The organism is Sporosarcina sp. FSL K6-5500 (assembly GCF_038005665.1).
GTDB lineage: Bacteria > Bacillota > Bacilli > Bacillales_A > Planococcaceae > Sporosarcina > Sporosarcina psychrophila.
Genome location: NZ_JBBOTP010000001.1, coordinates 3,042,417 through 3,059,762, shown reverse-complemented (window position 1 = coordinate 3,059,762; position 17,346 = coordinate 3,042,417). Strand labels below are relative to the sequence as shown.

Sequence of the window (17,346 nt, the reverse complement as noted above, 5' to 3'; positions counted from 1 at the left end):
ATTAAATTTCAGAATAATCCATTTCCTAACATCCGATTCACTATATAATCATAGCTTCCACTGTTTTTTAATTCCTTTGCTAAATCAAGGTGATTTTTCTCGTTTTGTGCTTTGCTTTCTTCCCATTGTCCAGTTATTGCATGAAAATCGTATAGAAGTCTTGCTGTATCACCTAAATCATGCAAACCTTTCATGCTCGGTATGTCTAAATGAGGCAAGGTCTTATAGGATAGTTCGCTAGCAAAATATATTAACTCCTTTTCCAGTGCGTAAAACAAGTTATATACAATTAATTAAGTATTTCTTCCCACTCGTCTGAGCATACTAACGGGCAAGGCTTATACAGCATTGTTGCATTATTCATGCATGCAACATTCCTAAAAAATTAATGCTTTTAACCATTGTTTATGTAAAACTTTAAGGAGGATATTTATTGTATGTATGATGTTGTTATTATTGGCGGTGGTCCGTGTGGCTTATCAACGGGTCTTGCTCTACAAGAAAAAGGACTTTCTTATGTGATTATTGAAAAAGAGGCGATTGTCAATTCCATTGTCAACTGTCCATTACACATGACTTTCTATAGTACTTCTGACCGCTTAGAAATCGGCAACATTCCATTCCTATCTCAAGATGTCCGTCCAAATCGAACTGAACTATTAAAATATTATCGTCTTGTAACTGAGAGACAAGAAATTAATATTAAGTGCTATCAAAAGGTTAATTCTATTTCAAAGAATGCAGCATCCTTTACTGTCCACGCAGAAGATCGTAATGGCAACACCATTCCTTACGAAGCGAAGATGATTGTTATTGCAACAGGAATTTTCGATACGCCAAGACAACTAGGTGTAGACGGAGATAATCTAGCGAAGGTATCACATTACTATAAAGAAGGTCACCTCTATTATGGACAACATGTTACAGTTGTGGGTGGTAAAAATTCAGCAATTGAAGCTGCTATTGATCTTTATCGTAATGGGGCCAAGGTTACACTTATCCATCGTGGAGAAACTGTCTTAGAAGGCATTAAACCATCGTTGTTATTAGATATGCGTAACCTTCTTAAAAAAGGAAAAATTGATTTTCATCCCAATTCCAGTATTGCTGCTATCGATGAATCAACCATTCGCATAAACTCTTCTGACGGAACAGTTACACTTCAAAATGACTATGTATTTTCCCTCATCGGTTATCAACCCAATATCTCTCTGCTTCAAAGCATTGGAATTCAAACTGACCTCTCTTCATTAGTTCCTTCCTTTAATCAAGAGACATATGAATCAAATGTCAAGAACGTTTTTCTTTCTGGCGTTGTAACGGGTGGCATTACAAATCGTGTTTACATTGAAGACGGACGCTTTCATGGCATGAAAATTGCAAATGAAATTGCACAACGTCTGTCCTATGTTCAAAGTAACTTATGATGTTAAAAGCTCACCAAATCACAATGAATGTGACTTGGTGAGCTTTTTTCAATTACAGACGATTTAAATTTAAACTATTTATGATCCCCTAAATAATAGGCTATCAGGCATATTATTTTATTATTCAATTCCATATCCTATTACTTTCCCTTCCACTTGGCTTAATGATAAAGGTCCGAAGTGACGGCTGTCTATACTTCTCCACCACTGGTCCCCCAGCACAAATACTGTGCCTTCTGGTACTAAAATGGCTTCCATGCTTTCTTCAAAATCTTCTTCAGTCATAGAGGAATTTTGAGAATCGACTGTTTCAAAATACTTTTCCTTATTCATTCCTCTTACGGTTGGAAATGAATAAAAAGACTCTAGTTTCATTTCATCAATATATAGCTGACCCTCTCTAATTTCAATTCTCTCTCCTGGTAAGCCCACAACTCTTGATATATAATTCCCTGCTAGATTTAAATTTGGATTTCCATTTGAATACTTCGGTGTTGCAAAATAAATAACGTCCCCGCGTTGAAAGCCAGAGACTCTTGGCTCTACTACAATTCTTTTTCCAGTACCTATTGTTTCATAATCGTGATTTCCTTTGTCCATATTATCTATTCCGTATTCTACAGTGATCATATTTGACTCTACTTCGACCATCGGAATTTCAGGGACGGATTGATCATCAATGATTGTTTTCTGACTTTCAACTTCAGATGTATACTCTTTAATCGTCATCATTAAAAATAGTCCAACAGCAAAGATGGCAAAGCTAGAAAAAATTAGTGGGAGCATGTTAAATTTCTTTTTTCCACTTTTAGCAATGACTTTCTCCAAGCTAATCATTCGATCAGTTTCTAATCTATCAACATCCTTCAACTCGTTAAACTCACCATCAAATTCATCGAAGTCATTCATCCGTTCTCCCCCTCCATTCTGTACATTTCTTTTTTCAGCGCAGCAAATGCCCGCACCATTGTTGATTTCACCTTTGTCTCAGTCCACCCTAAGATATATGCTGTTTCTTTGATCGAGCTTTCGTTGATTTTCCGTAAAATAAGGACGTCACGATAGGTTGGCTTCAAACTAGCTAGCGCATTGGACAACCTTACAGTCATATCCTTTTTCAGTAATTCATCTTCCAGCGAAAGATTGCTTGTATCCACATTCAGATCTTTATCAAGACTGAAAAATCGAATGATCCTTTTCCGCCTGAAATGATCATACGTAGCATTTCTAGCTATCTTCAATAGCCATGTCAACATACTAGCTTGTTTATTAAACGAATGAATATTTTTGAACGCTCTATAAAAAGTTTCTTGGGTCAGATCTTCCGCCAACTCCTTCTGACGGACTTGTAAAAAGATATATCGATAAATGCGATCACTATATTCTACATAAAGCTGTTCTAGACTTTTCTCCACTGCCCCTCACCCTTACTAGACGAACTACTTTCAAAAAGGAGTCGGAAATATGAAATAATGTGCCTGCTTTACTTACAAGTGGTTATAGGTTGACTCATCCCAACAGTTTTGACGATTGCTATGACAGTTCAAGCTTACACTGACAGTTTTAATGGTTGCCATGACAGTTCGCGTACTTACCATTACAGTTTCATCGATTGCCATGACAGTCCAAGCTTACACTGACAGTTTTAATTGGTTGCCATTACAGTTTCATCGATTGCCATGACAGTTCAGGCTTTCACTGACAGTTTTAATGATTGCCATGACAGTTCGTGTACTTGCCATTACAGCTTCATCAATTGCTATGACAGTTCGTGTACTTGCCATGACAGTTTCATCAATTGCCATAAGCTATGGCAAAATGCTTGTAGAATTAAATATCAAAAAAGACATGCACCAGTTAGATGCACGTCTTTTCCTATGTATCGCGGGTTATCTACCAAAGCATCGGTTTTTGAACCATGAGCCAGAGCATGATTAGCATAAGGCCGATATAGAGCCATGAAGTACCATTTAAACGATCAAGTATCTTATTTTTATCAGCATCTGGATTCTTAAATCTTCGTAGCACAACCGTAAATCCTCTTGCTAGGAAAACTCCAGATAATAGCAAAACAGCAAGCGTCATGATTACCCATGACGTATACCATGGCCAAGGTCCAAATACCAATAGAAGGACACCCGTGTAGACGAGAACATGTCCTGCATGCATGACCAAGCGAATGATGACATTGATAATAGACAAGTAGACTTGCTCAATGTCCGTTTCAACGCCACGCACTCGCTTAATAATCGGCATCAATAGAAATAATGGACCTATGGCAAGGACAGCACTGATAACATGCAAAAAGACAATCGCGCCATAGATTCCTGAATTCATTCAGAACATCATTTCTCTACTGGGCTATATTCATGCACCCAAACACTCATCGCCGGTAACCATGGCATTTTATCATGCATCGCGAGAATAGATTGTTTGTATTCTTCCATCGTTGTGTAACCTTCTTGTTGTGCATGTTCGTCCGTCATTTCGCCGAGCGTCTGTGAATAAATTGTATCTACTTTAAACTCTTTACCGTCGAGTACCATAATTTCACCAAGATCTGCATAAACACCATTACGGCGAGTAGCTGTCTTTTCGCCATTCAGCACTTTTTTAACATCTTTGGGTATCGTAACTAGCTTTTCAATCGTACACGTTTTTTTAGGTAGTACTACATTTGATTGTTCACTCATGTAAATCGCCTCATTTCATAAAATAACATCTCCTCTATCATAACTATTGTTAACAATTTTAGCGAGGTTCTCGATCTGAGACAAAAAAGATAACCAAGCGTATCGGCTATCTTTTCGTATATTTTAGTTATGAAATTAAGTTCAAAAACTGTCGGGTTCGTTCTTCTTTTGGATTTGTAAATAGTTCGCTCGGTTTATTTCGCTCAACTACTTTTCCATTATCTATAAAAATAACTTCGTCGGCTGCGTCTTGTGCAAAACGCATTTCGTGTGTAACGACAACCATGGTCATTCCTTCATTGGCAAGATCTTTCATGACCTGCAGCACTTCACCGACTAATTCAGGATCTAGCGCAGATGTAGGCTCATCAAACAGCATTACTTTTGGTTCCAATGCCAACGCCCTTGCAATCCCTACCCGCTGCTGCTGCCCCCCTGATAGTTGAAAAGGATAGAAGTCGAACTTATCACCTAATCCAACCTTATTTAACAAGTTCTCAGCTTTTTTCCGTGCTACATCTTTAGCTTCTTTTTTTACGATGACTGGCCCTTCCATCACATTTTCAAGAGCAGTCTTATGAGGAAACAAATTATAATTCTGAAACACCATACCTGTTTCACTTCTAAAATAGTCAATTTCTTTTTTTGCTACACGTTTAGAAAAGTCTGCTTCGTGGCCATCAAGGGTTATAGTCCCGGCTGTCGGGACTTCCAGTATATTCAAACATCTAAGCAGTGTCGTTTTACCAGAGCCTGATGGACCTATGACAACTACGACTTCCCCTTTATTCACTTCCAAATCAATTCCCTTTAACACTTCAAGGTCCCCGAACTTTTTATACAAGCCTTTTATTGAAATCATAGTTTGCACCTTCTAACAGTTGTTTTTTCAACTTATCACTTAGCCACATATCGATCCAGCCGATGTTCAATTCTGTCTTGAATTAAGGAAAGGATAAAACAAATGAGCCAGTAGATAATCGCTGCTTCAGTATAAAGTAATAAAAACTCATAGTTTGCAGAAGCGATTTCTTGAGCCCTTCTAAACATTTCTGTCACTAAAATAAGCGATGCCAGCGATGTATCTTTCACAAGACTAATAAATGTATTCGATAAAGGCGGGATAGATACTCTCGTTGCTTGCGGTAGAATGATTCGCCTAAGCGTTTGAGTATAGTTCATGCCAATCGTATGTGCTGCCTCCCACTGTCCCTTCGGTATCGATTGTATTGCTGCGCGAATTACTTCTGAAGCATACGCCCCTACATTCAATGAAAATCCGAAGACGGCGGCTGGAAATGGATCTATAACTATTCCGACCGTTGGCAATCCGAAAAACAAAATAAATAGTTGTACGAGTAAAGGCGTTCCACGAATTGCAGATACATAAATTCTTGCGATAATTTGTAGCGGCTTGCTTGTTGATATTCTTCCTAACGCAGTTAATACTGCAAGAATAATTCCAAAGAAAAAAGAAAGAAACGTTAAAGGAAGCGTATAGTAAAGAGCTCCCTCCAGCAATGGCCAAAGGGATGTTAGGGCAATATCTAGAAGTCTTTGTACTTTCTCTGGGTTAGCTAAAATATTAGTTAAGGACATCTTCACCAAACCATTTCTCGGATATTTTTAAGTATGTTCCGTCTTCAATCATTGCATTTAGTGCTTTATTTACTTCGTTAACAAGTGTTTCATTACCTTTTCTAAACATTAAACCACTTTGTGAAACGTCATCTGCTGTCGCCACAATTTGGACAGGTGCATCTGGTTTATGCTTCATAAAGTCTAAGTAAGATAAATTATCATTTATCGTTACATCTACACGTTTGGAATTGATGAGCTCAATAGCTTGGTTAAATCCTTCAACACCCACAATTTCAGCCTCGTAAGATCTTGCAGTGTCTGCATAGTTACTCGTTAATGACTGCGCAGACTTTAACCCTTTAATATCTTCAAAGCTTGTCACATCTTTATTACTAGTATTTGTAATGAGGACTGCAGATGATGAAATGTACGGTTCCGAAAAGTCATATTTCTCAATACGGTCCTCACGAATCCCTACTTGGTTTGCAATCATATCGAACCGTTTAGAGTCAAGCCCTGCGAAAATCGCATCCCATTGCGTTTCTAGAAATACAGGCTCTACCCCGAGTCGTTTCGCTATTTCTCTTGCGATTTCAACGTCAAAACCTGTAAGTTCCCCTTTCTCATCATGGAATGTAAATGGTGGATATGTTCCTTCTGTCCCGATTGTTAACTTGCCTTCATCCTGTATTTTCACAAGTAAATCTTCCGTTTTCTTTCCTGAATCACTGTTTCCTTTAGACTCTTCACTACCACTTGTATTTCCTTTATTAGCGTTTCCGCATGCAGCAAGTAATATGATTGCTGTAAATAGTAGAATTACGCGTAAACTAAATTTCTTCATACCCATTCTCCTTAATTCATATTAACTTACTTGGTTATTAGCATCATACAACATTGTATGCACTTCGTCAAAAAATAGTTTCCTCAAAAAACCTTTCCTTTATTCTTTATACCTCGGAATCCCTAAAACTAACCACATTATTCACTCTACTACTACATTTCCTTAACTAACATGTACGCGGGTGTTGAAATATTAAAAAAGGCACAGTTTCCGGATAACCGAAAACTGTGCCTTCTATTTATCAACGATTATATCTGTTTCAACAAATTCGCCATCTCAATCGCTGCATTCCCTGCATCCCATCCTTTATTGCCGGCTTTCGTTCCCGCACGTTCAATTGCCTGTTCAATCGTGTCTGTTGTCAAGACACCGAAAATAACCGGGATGCCTTCCTGCAGATTGATGGCCGCGACCCCTTTAGCCACTTCATTACATACATAGTCGAAATGCGGTGTTGCTCCGCGGATAACTGTACCAAGTGTGATAACTGCATCGTACTTACCGGAAGCCGCCATCTTCTTCGCTATTAGCGGAATTTCATAGGCACCTGGCACCCAAGCAACCGCGATATCACTGTCGGCTACTCCGTGACGAAGCAATGCATCTTCCGCTCCGCTTAGTAATTTTCCTGTAATGAATTCATTGAACCTTGCTACCACGATTCCAACTTTAAGCCCTGTTCCAACTAAATGTCCTTCATAAATTGTTCTCATCATTATTCCCCCTCAATTATGCAATAAGTGTCCCATTTTATTTTTCTTTGTTTCCATATAAATTTTGTTCTCCACTTTAACAGGCATTTCGATTTGAATGCGCTCTGTTACTTCTAATCCGTGTCCCGCTATTCCAGCAATTTTACGCGGGTTGTTCGTCAGAAGATGAATCGACGTTAAACCGAGATCCCGCAGTATTTGTGCACCGATGCCGTAATCTCGAAGGTCATCCGGAAATCCTAATTTCTCATTGGCTTCAACAGTGTCGTATCCTTCTTCCTGTAGCTTGTAGGCCTTCATTTTATTGACGAGACCTATTCCACGACCTTCCTGACGCATATAGAGTAAGACGCCTCTTCCTGCTTTTTCAATCTGCGCAAGTGCAGCTTGAAGTTGCGGACCACAATCACATCGACATGAGCCAAAGACATCGCCTGTCAAACATTCCGAATGAACGCGGACGAGTACATTTTCAGCGTCTTCGATATCGCCTTTTATCAAAGCAATATGTTCATGCCCTGTTTCTTTTTCAACGTAAGCTACTGCTTTGAAATCTCCAAAATCTGTTGGCAGATTAATATCTACAATACGCTCTACAAGTTTTTCATTGAGGCGGCGATAAGCAATTAGTTCCTGAATTGTTAAGATAACAAGATCAAATCGTTCAGCTATCTCTTTCAACTGTGGACCTCTCGCCATTGTCCCATCGACGTTCATAATTTCACATATGACGCCGACCGGTTCTGCTCCCGCGAGCTTCGCGAGGTCTACAGCAGCTTCTGTATGACCAGAGCGCTTTAGGACGCCGCCAGACTTCGCTATTAGCGGAAACATATGTCCTGGTCTTCTAAAGTCTGTTGGACCTGCTTCAGTCCCAAGCATCCTTAAAACTGTTTCCGACCGTTCAAATGCTGAGATTCCAGTATGGCAATCCGCATGATCAATGCTAATCGTGAATGCAGTTCCGTGCACATCACTATTATTTTCTGTCATAAGTCCGAGTTCAAGCTGTCGCGATTTCTCTTCGTCTATCGGCACGCAAATCAATCCACGGCCTTCCGTCGCCATAAAGTTAATCATTTCGGGTGTAGCGAATTCACCAAGTGCAACAAAGTCACCTTCATTCTCTCGGTCTTCGTCGTCTACGACAATAATTGCTTTTCCTTTTTTTAGTTCTTCAATTGCTTTTTCTACGGTAGAGTACATCTGCTTTGCCCCCTTAACTGAGGAATCCACTGGCGATAAGGGTATCCATTGTTAAACCGCCAGTTGGATTCTCTTTGTCTGTAGTTATTAGCCGTTCTATATATTTCGCGAGCATATCGCATTCTACGTTCACTCGATCCCCAGCCCGTTTTCGGCCGATGATTGAGTCACCTTGCGTGACTGGAATTAATGAGATGATAAAACTAATACTCGTCACACCAAATACAGTAAGTGATGTTCCATCCACAGTTACTGAACCTTTTGGGATAAAATACTTCAATAATTTAGTTGCGATACTGATTTCCATATAGATTGCATTTTCTTTTTGTCTAACCGAAACAATTTCGCCAGTGCCATCGACATGTCCACTGACTATATGTCCGCCGAAACGACCATTCGCCGCCATCGCACGTTCTAAGTTAACTGGACTTCCCGTACGCAATGCTTGAAGCGTTGTCGCTTTAACAGTTTCAGGCATGACATCAGCTGTAAAATGATTGCTCGAGAAATCTGATACCGTCAAACAGACACCATTCACCGCCAGACTATCGCCTTTTTTAACATCGCTAAGCACTTTGCTACAACGGATTGATAGTTGCAAAGAATTCGCCGCTGGCCTAACCGCTGAAACTGTTCCTACTTCTTCAATAATTCCAGTAAACAACTGCTGTCAATCCTCCTTCAGAAACCTGGCGCCATGCTGAAATCGTCCCCTATTTGTCGCACATCTAAAAAACGCAAGGATTCGCCTTCTGCAATCAGGTTCCAAGTATCATTCATGAACAATGAAGAACCGTTGTCGATTAATTTCGGAGCCATATACAAATACAGTACATCTGTGAGACCTTTATTGATTAAACTGAAATGAACTTTGCTACCGTCTTCAACGAACATTGTCATGATTTCTTTATCAGCAAAACGTTTTAAAACTTCATTCAAAAAAGATACGTTTTCTGAAATCCTTTTAATTGAAACTAAAGGATGTTCAAAAAAAGTAGTTTCAGAATGTGTTGAATCGAGAGTAAAAATAACTGTTTCTATAGCGCCGTCTGTAACAACATTCGCTGATTTGGCGTCCTGAGATGCCGGTCTAAATTAATTCGAATTGGATTCTTTCCACCATGGGGCAAACGGGTGGTGAGGAAAGGGTTATCGTGAAGTACGGTTTGTACGTCTACCAAAATAGCATCATGGGTATGGCGGAGGTGATGGACATCGGTTCGTGATGCAGCCGAAGTAATCCATTTGCTGTCCCCGTTCTGCGTTGAAAGTCTACCGTTAAGAGTTGCGGTGGCTTTCAAGGTAACGTATGGTTTCCCGTATCTGATGAAATGAAAAAATGCTTGGTTTAACTGCTCTGCCTCTTCCTGTAAAATGCCGGTAATGACTTCAATCCCAGCAACTTTAAGAAGCCCGATTCCCGCTCCATTGACGGAGGGATTCGGATCGATAGACGCAACAAAAACACGTTGAATTCCAGATGAAATAATGAGATCTGTACACGGAGGTGTTTTCCCAGTATGGGCACACGGTTCCAGTGTCACGTATAGATCCGCACCAATAGAATTCGCACCTGCCATTGCCAGCGCATGCACTTCAGCATGAGGTGTCCCAGCTTTCAAGTGCGCACCCGTCCCTAAAATCCGGCCGTCTTTCACACAAACAGCACCAACAAGTGGATTCGGCGAGGTTTGTCCTTGTGCACTACGCGCCAGTTCAAGAGCAAGTCTCATATAATGTTGAGGGTCCATTGGCATTCCCCCTTTCGTTTTTTGAAAGGGCAGAGCCTGCAAGCACAGCACGCATATCCAAACAACTTCTCCCATCCAGACTATAACTGTCGGTGCCGGAATTTCACCAGCTCCACCGCCTTCCAAGCAAGGAAGGACGGGTCACGGACTGACGAGCTATGCTCGATCACCGCCGGTAAGGAATTTCACCTTGCCCCGAAGAGTTTGTTTATACGTGCCGACTTAAAGTTATCATACTGCTGCCATAAAATCAAAAAAGACTCAGTCTGTTTGAACAGAACTGAGTCTTCTATGTATGATGAAATAAGAATACCATTGCATTTTCAACATATAATAAACCCGGAAAACCACTGCGAATTGCAACGTTCTTTCGGGTTTATTATCCTAGTGCTCGCGCTTTAATAACACTGACATTCTATTATTTATTTCTTCAAGTCTTCAATTGAATTGATGTCCATATACTTCGGTACCACTAAACCAATCTTAACGCCTTCCATATTGACGCCAAGTTCTTCGAATTTACCTTCGAATTTATCAGCGTATGTTTTAGCTGTAATTGGCAACCAAGCTGCAAGTGATGCATCTGCACTACCGTCAGCTACCGCAGTCCATAGCGGGCCTAATTCAACTTGTGTCAATGTAACCTTAAAGCCCATTTCTTCCAGAACAAGTTTCATGACGTTATGGCTTGCGATTTCGCTGTCCCATGCTGCATAAGCCAGTTTAATTTTATCGCCGTCCACCTTCTCCACACCATTTGTCCATTCTGCCACTAACTCTTCGTTTGCATCGATCCAGTTTCGTGCCGCTATTTCTTCTTTTTCACCTTCTTGTATCGCTACCATAACTTCTCCCATATCTTCCTCAGTCCATTTGAACTGTGATAGGATTTTATGTGCTTCTGGTAAATCTTCTTGCAGACCAAGTCTCCCGATTGTACGGATTTGTTCTTCTCCACCATACACACCTTTTGGATCTTCAAGGTATTTCAAATCGAATTTCATGAATTTCCAATGTGGTGTCCAGCCCGTTATGATGATTGGCTGTTCTTTGTCATATGCTTTTTTTAGTGAAGCTGTCATAGCTGCGCCTGAACCTGTTGTCAACTTCCAATCTGTAAGTTCATATTCTACCAGCGCTTTTTCAGTAGCCTCCATAATTCCTGCACCTGGATCGATACCCGTAATCTTATAGTCTACTGATTCGCCAACTGTTTTCGTGGAGTTTCCGTCTGCTTCATTCTTGTCACTGCCACATGCAGCAAGTCCAACTGCAAGTAGAGCAACTGCCCCAAGTCCCAATACTTTTTTTGATAATTTCATCGTCTAATTCCCCCTTATTTTTTCTTTCCTGCGCGTTTCGTGATGCAATAAATGATTGCTACGATCCGGTACCAATTGTGTAACAGCCATTGAAGCAATAACTACCATGAATAGGAAAGCACAATACTTCCATTTCACTTACCTTTTTGCCGTTCAATTTGTGTAGATACTGTTCATTCTGCATTCTCAGTTCGAAGCTTATATCATAAGAATCACACTCAATAAAACCCGGAAAACCGCTGCATATTACAGCGTTCTTCCGGGTTCATTGTCCTAGTTATTACGCTAGCTAATGCAAGTCTTATACTATTAGAAAAACGATTTACGTTTAAATAGAAGTAGAATTCTGTTGTTTATTTCTTCAAGTCTTCAATCGAATCGATGTCCATATATTGTGGTACAACAAGACCTACTTTGACACCTTCCATATTGATGCCAAGCTCTTCGAATTTACCTTCGAATTTATCAGCATATGTTTTATGTGTTAATGGCATCCAAGCTGCAAGCGATGCATCTGCACTACCGTCAGCAACTGCAGTCCATAATGGACCTGCTTCAACTTGTGTTAATGTCACTTTATAACCCATATCTTCTAAAACAAGTTTCATGACGTTATGACTAGCGATTTCACTGTCCCATGCAACGTAAGCAAGTTTGATCTTGTCGCCGTCCACTTTTTCAACGCCTTCAGTCCATACAGCCACTTTTTCTTCATTTGCTTCAACCCATTTTTGTGCTGCCGCGTCTTCTTTTTCACCTTCTTGAATAGCTACCATTATTTCTCCCATATCCTCTTCAGTCCAGTTGAACTTCGATAAGATTTGGTGCGCTTCTGGCAGATCTTCTGCTAATCCGATTCTTCCGATTGTACGGATCTGCTCTTCCCCACCGTACACACCTTTTGGATCTTCAAGATATTTCAAATCGTATTTCGCAAATTTCCAATGTGGTGTCCAACCTGTAACGATAATCGGTTGCTCTTTGTCATAGGCTTTTTTCAGTGAAGCTGTCATTGCCGCACTTGAACCTGTTGTAAGATCCCAATCTGTAAGGTCATATTCTGTAAGCACTTTTTCAGTAGCTTCCATGATACCTGCACCTGGATCGATACCTGTAATCTTATAGTCTACTGATTCACCAACTGTTTTCGTGGAGTCTCCGTCTGCTTCATTCTTGTCACTGCCACATGCAGCAAGTCCGACTGCAAGCAGTGCAACCGCTCCAAGTCCTAATACTTTTTTTGTTAATTTCATAGTTTAGTTCCCCCTTGTTTTTTCTTTCCTGCGTGTTGCGTGATGCGATCTAAAATGATTGCTACGATAACGATGGACAATCCGGTTTCAAAACCGACACCCGTTTTCAGTTGTGTAACAGCTCGGTAAACTTCTTCACCAAGCCCTGGCGCACCAACCATCGATGCAATAACGACCATCGATAGGGAAAGCATAATACTTTGATTGACACCCGCCATAATTGTCGGTTTTGCAAGCGGAATTTGTACTTTGCTCAATCTCTGCCAAGTTGTAGAACCAAATGCTTCTGTCGCTTCGATTAAATCTTTCGGAACTTGTTCAATTCCAAGCATTGTCAAACGAATTGTTGGCGGCATTGAGAAGATAACAGATGCCACAACACCTGGGACGACCCCAATGTTAAAGAAGAATATAGCTGGCAATAAATAAACGAATGCCGGCATGGTTTGCATCAAATCCAATAAGGGATTGATGATTTTTCTTGCTGTCGCTTGTTGTGATCCCCAAATACCGACTGGAATTCCGATTATCAGCGCGAAGAATACAGAGGTGAGTACGAGCGCTAGCATTTGCAGCATCGGGTACCAATAGCCCAAGTAATCGATGAACAGCAAGCCGAACAATGTGAATATGGCAATGCGGCGAGTAGATACAAACCACGCAAGCAAGGCAAATAACACGGCAAGTAAAATAGATGGCACGATATCGAGCAATTCCACTGATCCTTCAACTATTCCTTTGAGAAAATCTGAAATTCCGTCAAACACTGTACCGAAAGTTAGTACGAGCCAATCGACTCCATTGTCAATCCACTCCGCAAATGGCAAACGAGGTAAATATTTATCCATTTATCTTCGCCTCCGTATCCGTTTGTTCATCGGAATCGAAAGTTCCGTTATTATTGATAAACTGATTATCACCTGATAATGCACCAATCAATGCACCACGAATAATAATTCCCTGAAGCTTGTTATTTTCATCAACGACAGCAACTGGGATAACAGCTGTCGATACGATATCGAACAGATCGATTAGCACGGTATCCAGAAGGATCATCGGAAGGTCGGTAATCATTATTTCTTCAAGTGTCTTCCCTGTTTCAATAGCCGAACTCGCATCTTGGGCCGTGACCGCACCTAAAAGACGTTTTGCTTTATCGACAACGTAAATTGAAGATATCCCAAGTTGTTTCATCATTCGAAGAGCTACTCTCGCTCCACGGTCGATTTGAACCGTCTCTGCTTTTTTCATAATATGTCCCGCTGTCAATACTTTAGATAGATCCACATCTTCAACAAAGCGTTCTACATATTCATTTGACGGACTCATCAATATCTCTTCGGGCGTACCCACTTGAACAATTTCCCCGTCTTTCATCAATGCAATGCGGTCGCCTATACGTAGTGCCTCATCTAAGTCATGCGTAATAAAAATAATTGTTTTCCCCATATCATTATGAAGTTGCAATAATTCGTCTTGCATATCTTTGCGGATTAACGGATCAAGCGCACTGAATGCTTCGTCCATCAGCAAAATATCTGGTCCATTAGCTAGCGCTCTCGCTAAACCAACACGCTGTTGCATGCCGCCGCTCAACTGGCTAGGGAATTGATCTTCATATCCTGCAAGTCCGACTAGTCCTAAGGATTCTTTAGCTTTGACTTGACGTTCCGCCTTCGCTACTCCTTGGATTTCTAAGCCATACTCCGCGTTTTCAAGAATCGTCTTGTGGGGAAAGAGTGCGAAGTTTTGAAATACCATTCCAATTTTCTTACGCCTTACATTACGAAGTTGTTCTTTATTCATCCCGACGATGTCCTCACCGTCTAGCAGGATATTGCCCATTGTTGGGTCAATCAGCCTGTTCAGCAATCTAACAAGCGTTGATTTTCCGCTACCTGACAATCCCATAATGACAAATATTTCACCTTCGTACACATCGAATGATGCATTTTTCACCCCGACTGTTGCGCCGGTGGCTTTCAAAATCTCACCTTTTGTTTTTCCTTCATTTAGAAGCTGGGAAGCCCGCTTCGCATTTTTACCGAAAATCTTCGTGGTGTTTATCACTTCGATTTTCTTACTGGCAATCTGATCACTCATACATACACTCCTTATATTTTCAAAACTGACGAATGTCTTCTAGTATAGCTGTCTTTTTTTTGCATTACAACCGTTTTCTCAATTTAAATGGTTTGTACAGAAAAAACTGTACAAACTTTTATTGCTACGAATTGCTTTTTAAGATAGGATATAATACGCTATAAGAAATGAGCTGGATCGGTTAATAAATGCCGGTTATAGTGGAGGGAAGACGTTGTATGAACGGTAATGAAAAACTTGAAAAAGCTCGTGAGCGGATTATTGAATCCATCGCACAAAATATACATCTTTATGGTCTTACACCTTCTGCTGGAAGACAGTATGGCACGATGTTTTTTCATAATGAGCCGTTAACATTGGATGACATGACAGAAGAACTCGGGATGAGCAAAACGAGCATGAGCACATCTGTCAGAGCACTATCCGATTTGAAGTTAGTGGAACGCGCTTGGAAAAGAGGGGTCCGAAAAGACCTTTATCAAGTGAAGGATGATTGGTATCAAAGCTTTATTGACCTATTTTCAATAAAGTGGAGAAGATCTGTTTCCTTTCATTCAGCCGCAATAAGAAGATCTTTGGCTGAACTGGAAGGACTAGTGAACGATCCCGCGATAGATGATGAATTGAGAGAAGAAGTAACTATAGATATTGAAAAATTACTATACCTACGTGATTATTACGAGTGGCTCGATCGCCTTGTTGATGCTTTTGAAGATCATGATATTTTTAATCTCGTGCCAATTAAAAAGCCTGAACAGGATACGCCAAATAAGTGAACATAAGAAAAGCGGAAGGCGCCTTGGTAGACATGAAAAAGACGGCCAGTAAATAACTTGATCACACTATGGGCGCGCTACGTGTATGATTTATTTTAGATTGCTTTGGATTGAATGACTTCTATAAGATTACCGGGATATCTGAATATGTAGGGATGCGACTTTGTCGCATCCCTACATATTTTTTCGGTAATCGTATGGTGGTCCTTCATCCGTCGCGCTCCAAATACATTAGTACACGAAGTGCTAAAGCTTTTTGGGACAAAAGAATAGACGATTGTCTACCTGGATAAAAGCCGCCAAAGATGTAATTTTGGCGGCTGATAATTTCTATATGGTTTTTTCTTATTTATTTTAAAGAAGTGTCACTTTCTATAAGACATCACATGGATAGATGCATAATCTCTGCTAAAAGTAAGCGAGGAACAAATTGTACAGGGTACTAGAGTGCTCGAAATGGTCCAGTCAAAATGGATTTTCCAAGCCTTACTCACCAGTGTTTTATACAAATAAATGGTTAATCAACAGACGTGTCTTCTTAACTGTCTATCACATTTTTTTAATACGATTGTATCCTTTTTCCCCATATGGCTGTAACTCTTCTACCCACTTATCCAACTGCTTCTCAAGGATTTTACTTTTACTAATCCCCTGCCAATCCTTTTCATCAATCGTTTCAAGTATTTCAATTTCAAAATTGTCTTTTCCATGTTCATCCCAATCGGTTTGTAGTTCTTTATTTTTATGCCCGCCGGTAGTTAACATGAATTTTAATCCGTTCAATGTTTTGAAATTCGGTGTCGAATTTACAAATAGCTTCCCGTTCTTTACATTCTTGATTTGAAATATTCCATAACTCGGTTTATCTTCTTTCGCTTTCAATTTCATTTCTTTTTTAAAATCCATTTCATCGACATCTCCTTTTTCTAGACTTTGCACAAGGCGATATGCACTTCCTTCAGCATTACGCGTTAACACATCACGGTCGACCATCTCCCGCCGTAACAGCATATAATCTTCGAAGATCGTCACCAAAATCGCATTGACTTCACCTTCTGAATACACTTTATTCGGTTTGAAGAGCAACGCAATTTCTGCTAACAGGCGATTTTTTTCTTGCTCTTTCATACTTAGTGTTTTCAAACGCCCATCCTCCTCAGAGAAATAGCGCGCTAATTCTGTTGAAGGTTCAAATGATTTCTCATTCGGCTTATCGATATTCGGTTCATCTGTTACGATTTCTTGTTGCCGTTTCACTAAATTCATGAGAGCCAGCAGGTTTTTTGCTTGTTTTTCTTTTTTGCGTAATGAAAAACGATGATTACGAATCGTCGACATGCTTCCGATTTTCAGTTCCTGTTGAATTTCTTTATCTGTCTTTCCTGCGTAAATCAAAGAAAGCAATTTCGACTGTTGGTCGGACAGCCCCGTCTGTTCCTTACCACCTGAGAGTAATCGTTCAAAAACACTACCATGCGTCCTTTCAATATGATGTTCCATATAACGCCAATCTGTGAAAAGTACATCTCCTACAGGATAAATGATTCCTTTTTCAACTTCTTCACCACATAATAAGCAGCGATAATAGCGATTCTCTTCGATGTATCCCTTTTCCATAACTTCTACCGAGTAATCTAGTGACATATCCACTTAAACATAAACACCTTTCACTTTACA

General features: G+C 40.2%; 18 protein-coding genes, 1 pseudogene and 1 riboswitch. Of the genes and pseudogenes, 2 read left to right on the top strand and 17 right to left on the bottom strand.

The window, feature by feature from the left end; translation table 11 throughout:
* Window positions 1-8 precede the first annotated feature (8 nt).
* The gene (locus tag MKX62_RS14725; protein WP_340741744.1) at window positions 9-194 is read right to left on the bottom strand and encodes a hypothetical protein; all 186 of its coding nucleotides are present in this window, start codon (window positions 192-194) and stop codon (window positions 9-11) included.
* 243 nt (window positions 195-437) lie between these two features.
* Between MKX62_RS14725 and MKX62_RS14720 the strand changes: the two genes are divergently transcribed.
* Window positions 438-1,427, top strand: coding sequence for a YpdA family putative bacillithiol disulfide reductase (locus tag MKX62_RS14720; protein ID WP_340741743.1), 990 nt, complete (start codon window positions 438-440; stop codon window positions 1,425-1,427).
* 120 nt (window positions 1,428-1,547) lie between these two features.
* On the opposite strand, the gene lepB is transcribed toward MKX62_RS14720, so the two are convergent.
* The 15 genes and pseudogenes from lepB to MKX62_RS14645 all read right to left on the bottom strand — a co-directional run bounded on the left by lepB (window position 1,548) and on the right by MKX62_RS14645 (window position 14,893).
* Entirely contained in the window at window positions 1,548-2,336 is a 789-nt protein-coding gene (lepB, locus tag MKX62_RS14715; RefSeq protein ID WP_340741742.1) for a signal peptidase I, read from the bottom strand.
* Entirely contained in the window at window positions 2,333-2,842 is a 510-nt protein-coding gene (locus tag MKX62_RS14710; RefSeq protein ID WP_340741741.1) for an RNA polymerase sigma factor, read from the bottom strand. The genes lepB and MKX62_RS14710 overlap by 4 nt, the downstream gene beginning before the upstream one ends.
* Before the next feature lie 478 nt (window positions 2,843-3,320).
* A complete protein-coding gene (locus MKX62_RS14705; protein WP_067207205.1) occupies window positions 3,321-3,764 on the bottom strand; it encodes a hypothetical protein in 444 nt (147 codons plus the stop codon).
* Between the two features lie 8 nt (window positions 3,765-3,772).
* Window positions 3,773-4,120, bottom strand: a complete 348-nt coding sequence (locus MKX62_RS14700; RefSeq protein ID WP_067207202.1) for an ASCH domain-containing protein — start codon at window positions 4,118-4,120, stop codon at window positions 3,773-3,775.
* Between the two features lie 127 nt (window positions 4,121-4,247).
* Complete coding sequence (locus MKX62_RS14695) at window positions 4,248-4,982, bottom strand: amino acid ABC transporter ATP-binding protein (protein WP_067207201.1); 735 nt, start codon at window positions 4,980-4,982, stop codon at window positions 4,248-4,250.
* 35 nt (window positions 4,983-5,017) lie between these two features.
* On the bottom strand, window positions 5,018-5,719 hold the full coding sequence (locus MKX62_RS14690; protein ID WP_067207199.1) for an amino acid ABC transporter permease: 702 nt from the start codon (window positions 5,717-5,719) through the stop codon (window positions 5,018-5,020).
* Window positions 5,706-6,545, bottom strand: coding sequence for an amino acid ABC transporter substrate-binding protein (locus MKX62_RS14685; RefSeq protein ID WP_340741740.1), 840 nt, complete (start codon window positions 6,543-6,545; stop codon window positions 5,706-5,708). The genes MKX62_RS14690 and MKX62_RS14685 overlap by 14 nt, the downstream gene beginning before the upstream one ends.
* A 248-nt stretch (window positions 6,546-6,793) precedes the next feature.
* On the bottom strand, window positions 6,794-7,258 hold the full coding sequence (gene ribH, locus MKX62_RS14680; protein ID WP_067207194.1) for a 6,7-dimethyl-8-ribityllumazine synthase: 465 nt from the start codon (window positions 7,256-7,258) through the stop codon (window positions 6,794-6,796).
* A gap of 12 nt (window positions 7,259-7,270) precedes the next feature.
* A complete protein-coding gene (locus MKX62_RS14675; protein ID WP_340741739.1) occupies window positions 7,271-8,464 on the bottom strand; it encodes a bifunctional 3,4-dihydroxy-2-butanone-4-phosphate synthase/GTP cyclohydrolase II in 1,194 nt (397 codons plus the stop codon).
* A gap of 13 nt (window positions 8,465-8,477) precedes the next feature.
* Window positions 8,478-9,128, bottom strand: coding sequence for a riboflavin synthase (gene ribE / locus MKX62_RS14670; protein ID WP_340741738.1), 651 nt, complete (start codon window positions 9,126-9,128; stop codon window positions 8,478-8,480).
* A 17-nt stretch (window positions 9,129-9,145) separates the two neighbouring features.
* Window positions 9,146-10,197: pseudogene (ribD, locus tag MKX62_RS14665) on the bottom strand (bifunctional diaminohydroxyphosphoribosylaminopyrimidine deaminase/5-amino-6-(5-phosphoribosylamino)uracil reductase RibD).
* A 77-nt stretch (window positions 10,198-10,274) separates the two neighbouring features.
* A riboswitch (FMN riboswitch) is annotated at window positions 10,275-10,422 on the bottom strand.
* Window positions 10,423-10,637: 215 nt separating this feature from the next.
* Entirely contained in the window at window positions 10,638-11,537 is a 900-nt protein-coding gene (locus MKX62_RS14660; protein ID WP_340741737.1) for a glycine betaine ABC transporter substrate-binding protein, read from the bottom strand.
* 353 nt (window positions 11,538-11,890) lie between these two features.
* Window positions 11,891-12,790 (bottom strand): glycine betaine ABC transporter substrate-binding protein, encoded by a 900-nt coding sequence (locus tag MKX62_RS14655; protein WP_340741736.1) that lies wholly within the window; start codon window positions 12,788-12,790, stop codon window positions 11,891-11,893.
* A complete protein-coding gene (locus MKX62_RS14650; protein WP_067207181.1) occupies window positions 12,787-13,638 on the bottom strand; it encodes an ABC transporter permease in 852 nt (283 codons plus the stop codon). Before MKX62_RS14650 ends, MKX62_RS14655 begins: the two co-directional genes overlap by 4 nt.
* On the bottom strand, window positions 13,631-14,893 hold the full coding sequence (locus MKX62_RS14645) for a quaternary amine ABC transporter ATP-binding protein (RefSeq protein WP_340741735.1): 1,263 nt from the start codon (window positions 14,891-14,893) through the stop codon (window positions 13,631-13,633). Before MKX62_RS14645 ends, MKX62_RS14650 begins: the two co-directional genes overlap by 8 nt.
* 218 nt (window positions 14,894-15,111) lie before the next feature.
* Here MKX62_RS14645 and MKX62_RS14640 point away from each other — a divergent pair, with 218 nt between their 5' ends.
* Window positions 15,112-15,669 carry a GbsR/MarR family transcriptional regulator gene (locus MKX62_RS14640; protein WP_340741734.1) on the top strand — a complete coding sequence of 186 codons (558 nt, stop codon included), beginning with the start codon at window positions 15,112-15,114 and terminating at the stop codon, window positions 15,667-15,669.
* 549 nt (window positions 15,670-16,218) lie between these two features.
* Here MKX62_RS14640 and MKX62_RS14635 read toward each other — a convergent pair.
* Complete coding sequence (locus MKX62_RS14635) at window positions 16,219-17,313, bottom strand: DUF2087 domain-containing protein (protein WP_340742585.1); 1,095 nt, start codon at window positions 17,311-17,313, stop codon at window positions 16,219-16,221.
* Window positions 17,314-17,346: the final 33 nt, after the last annotated feature.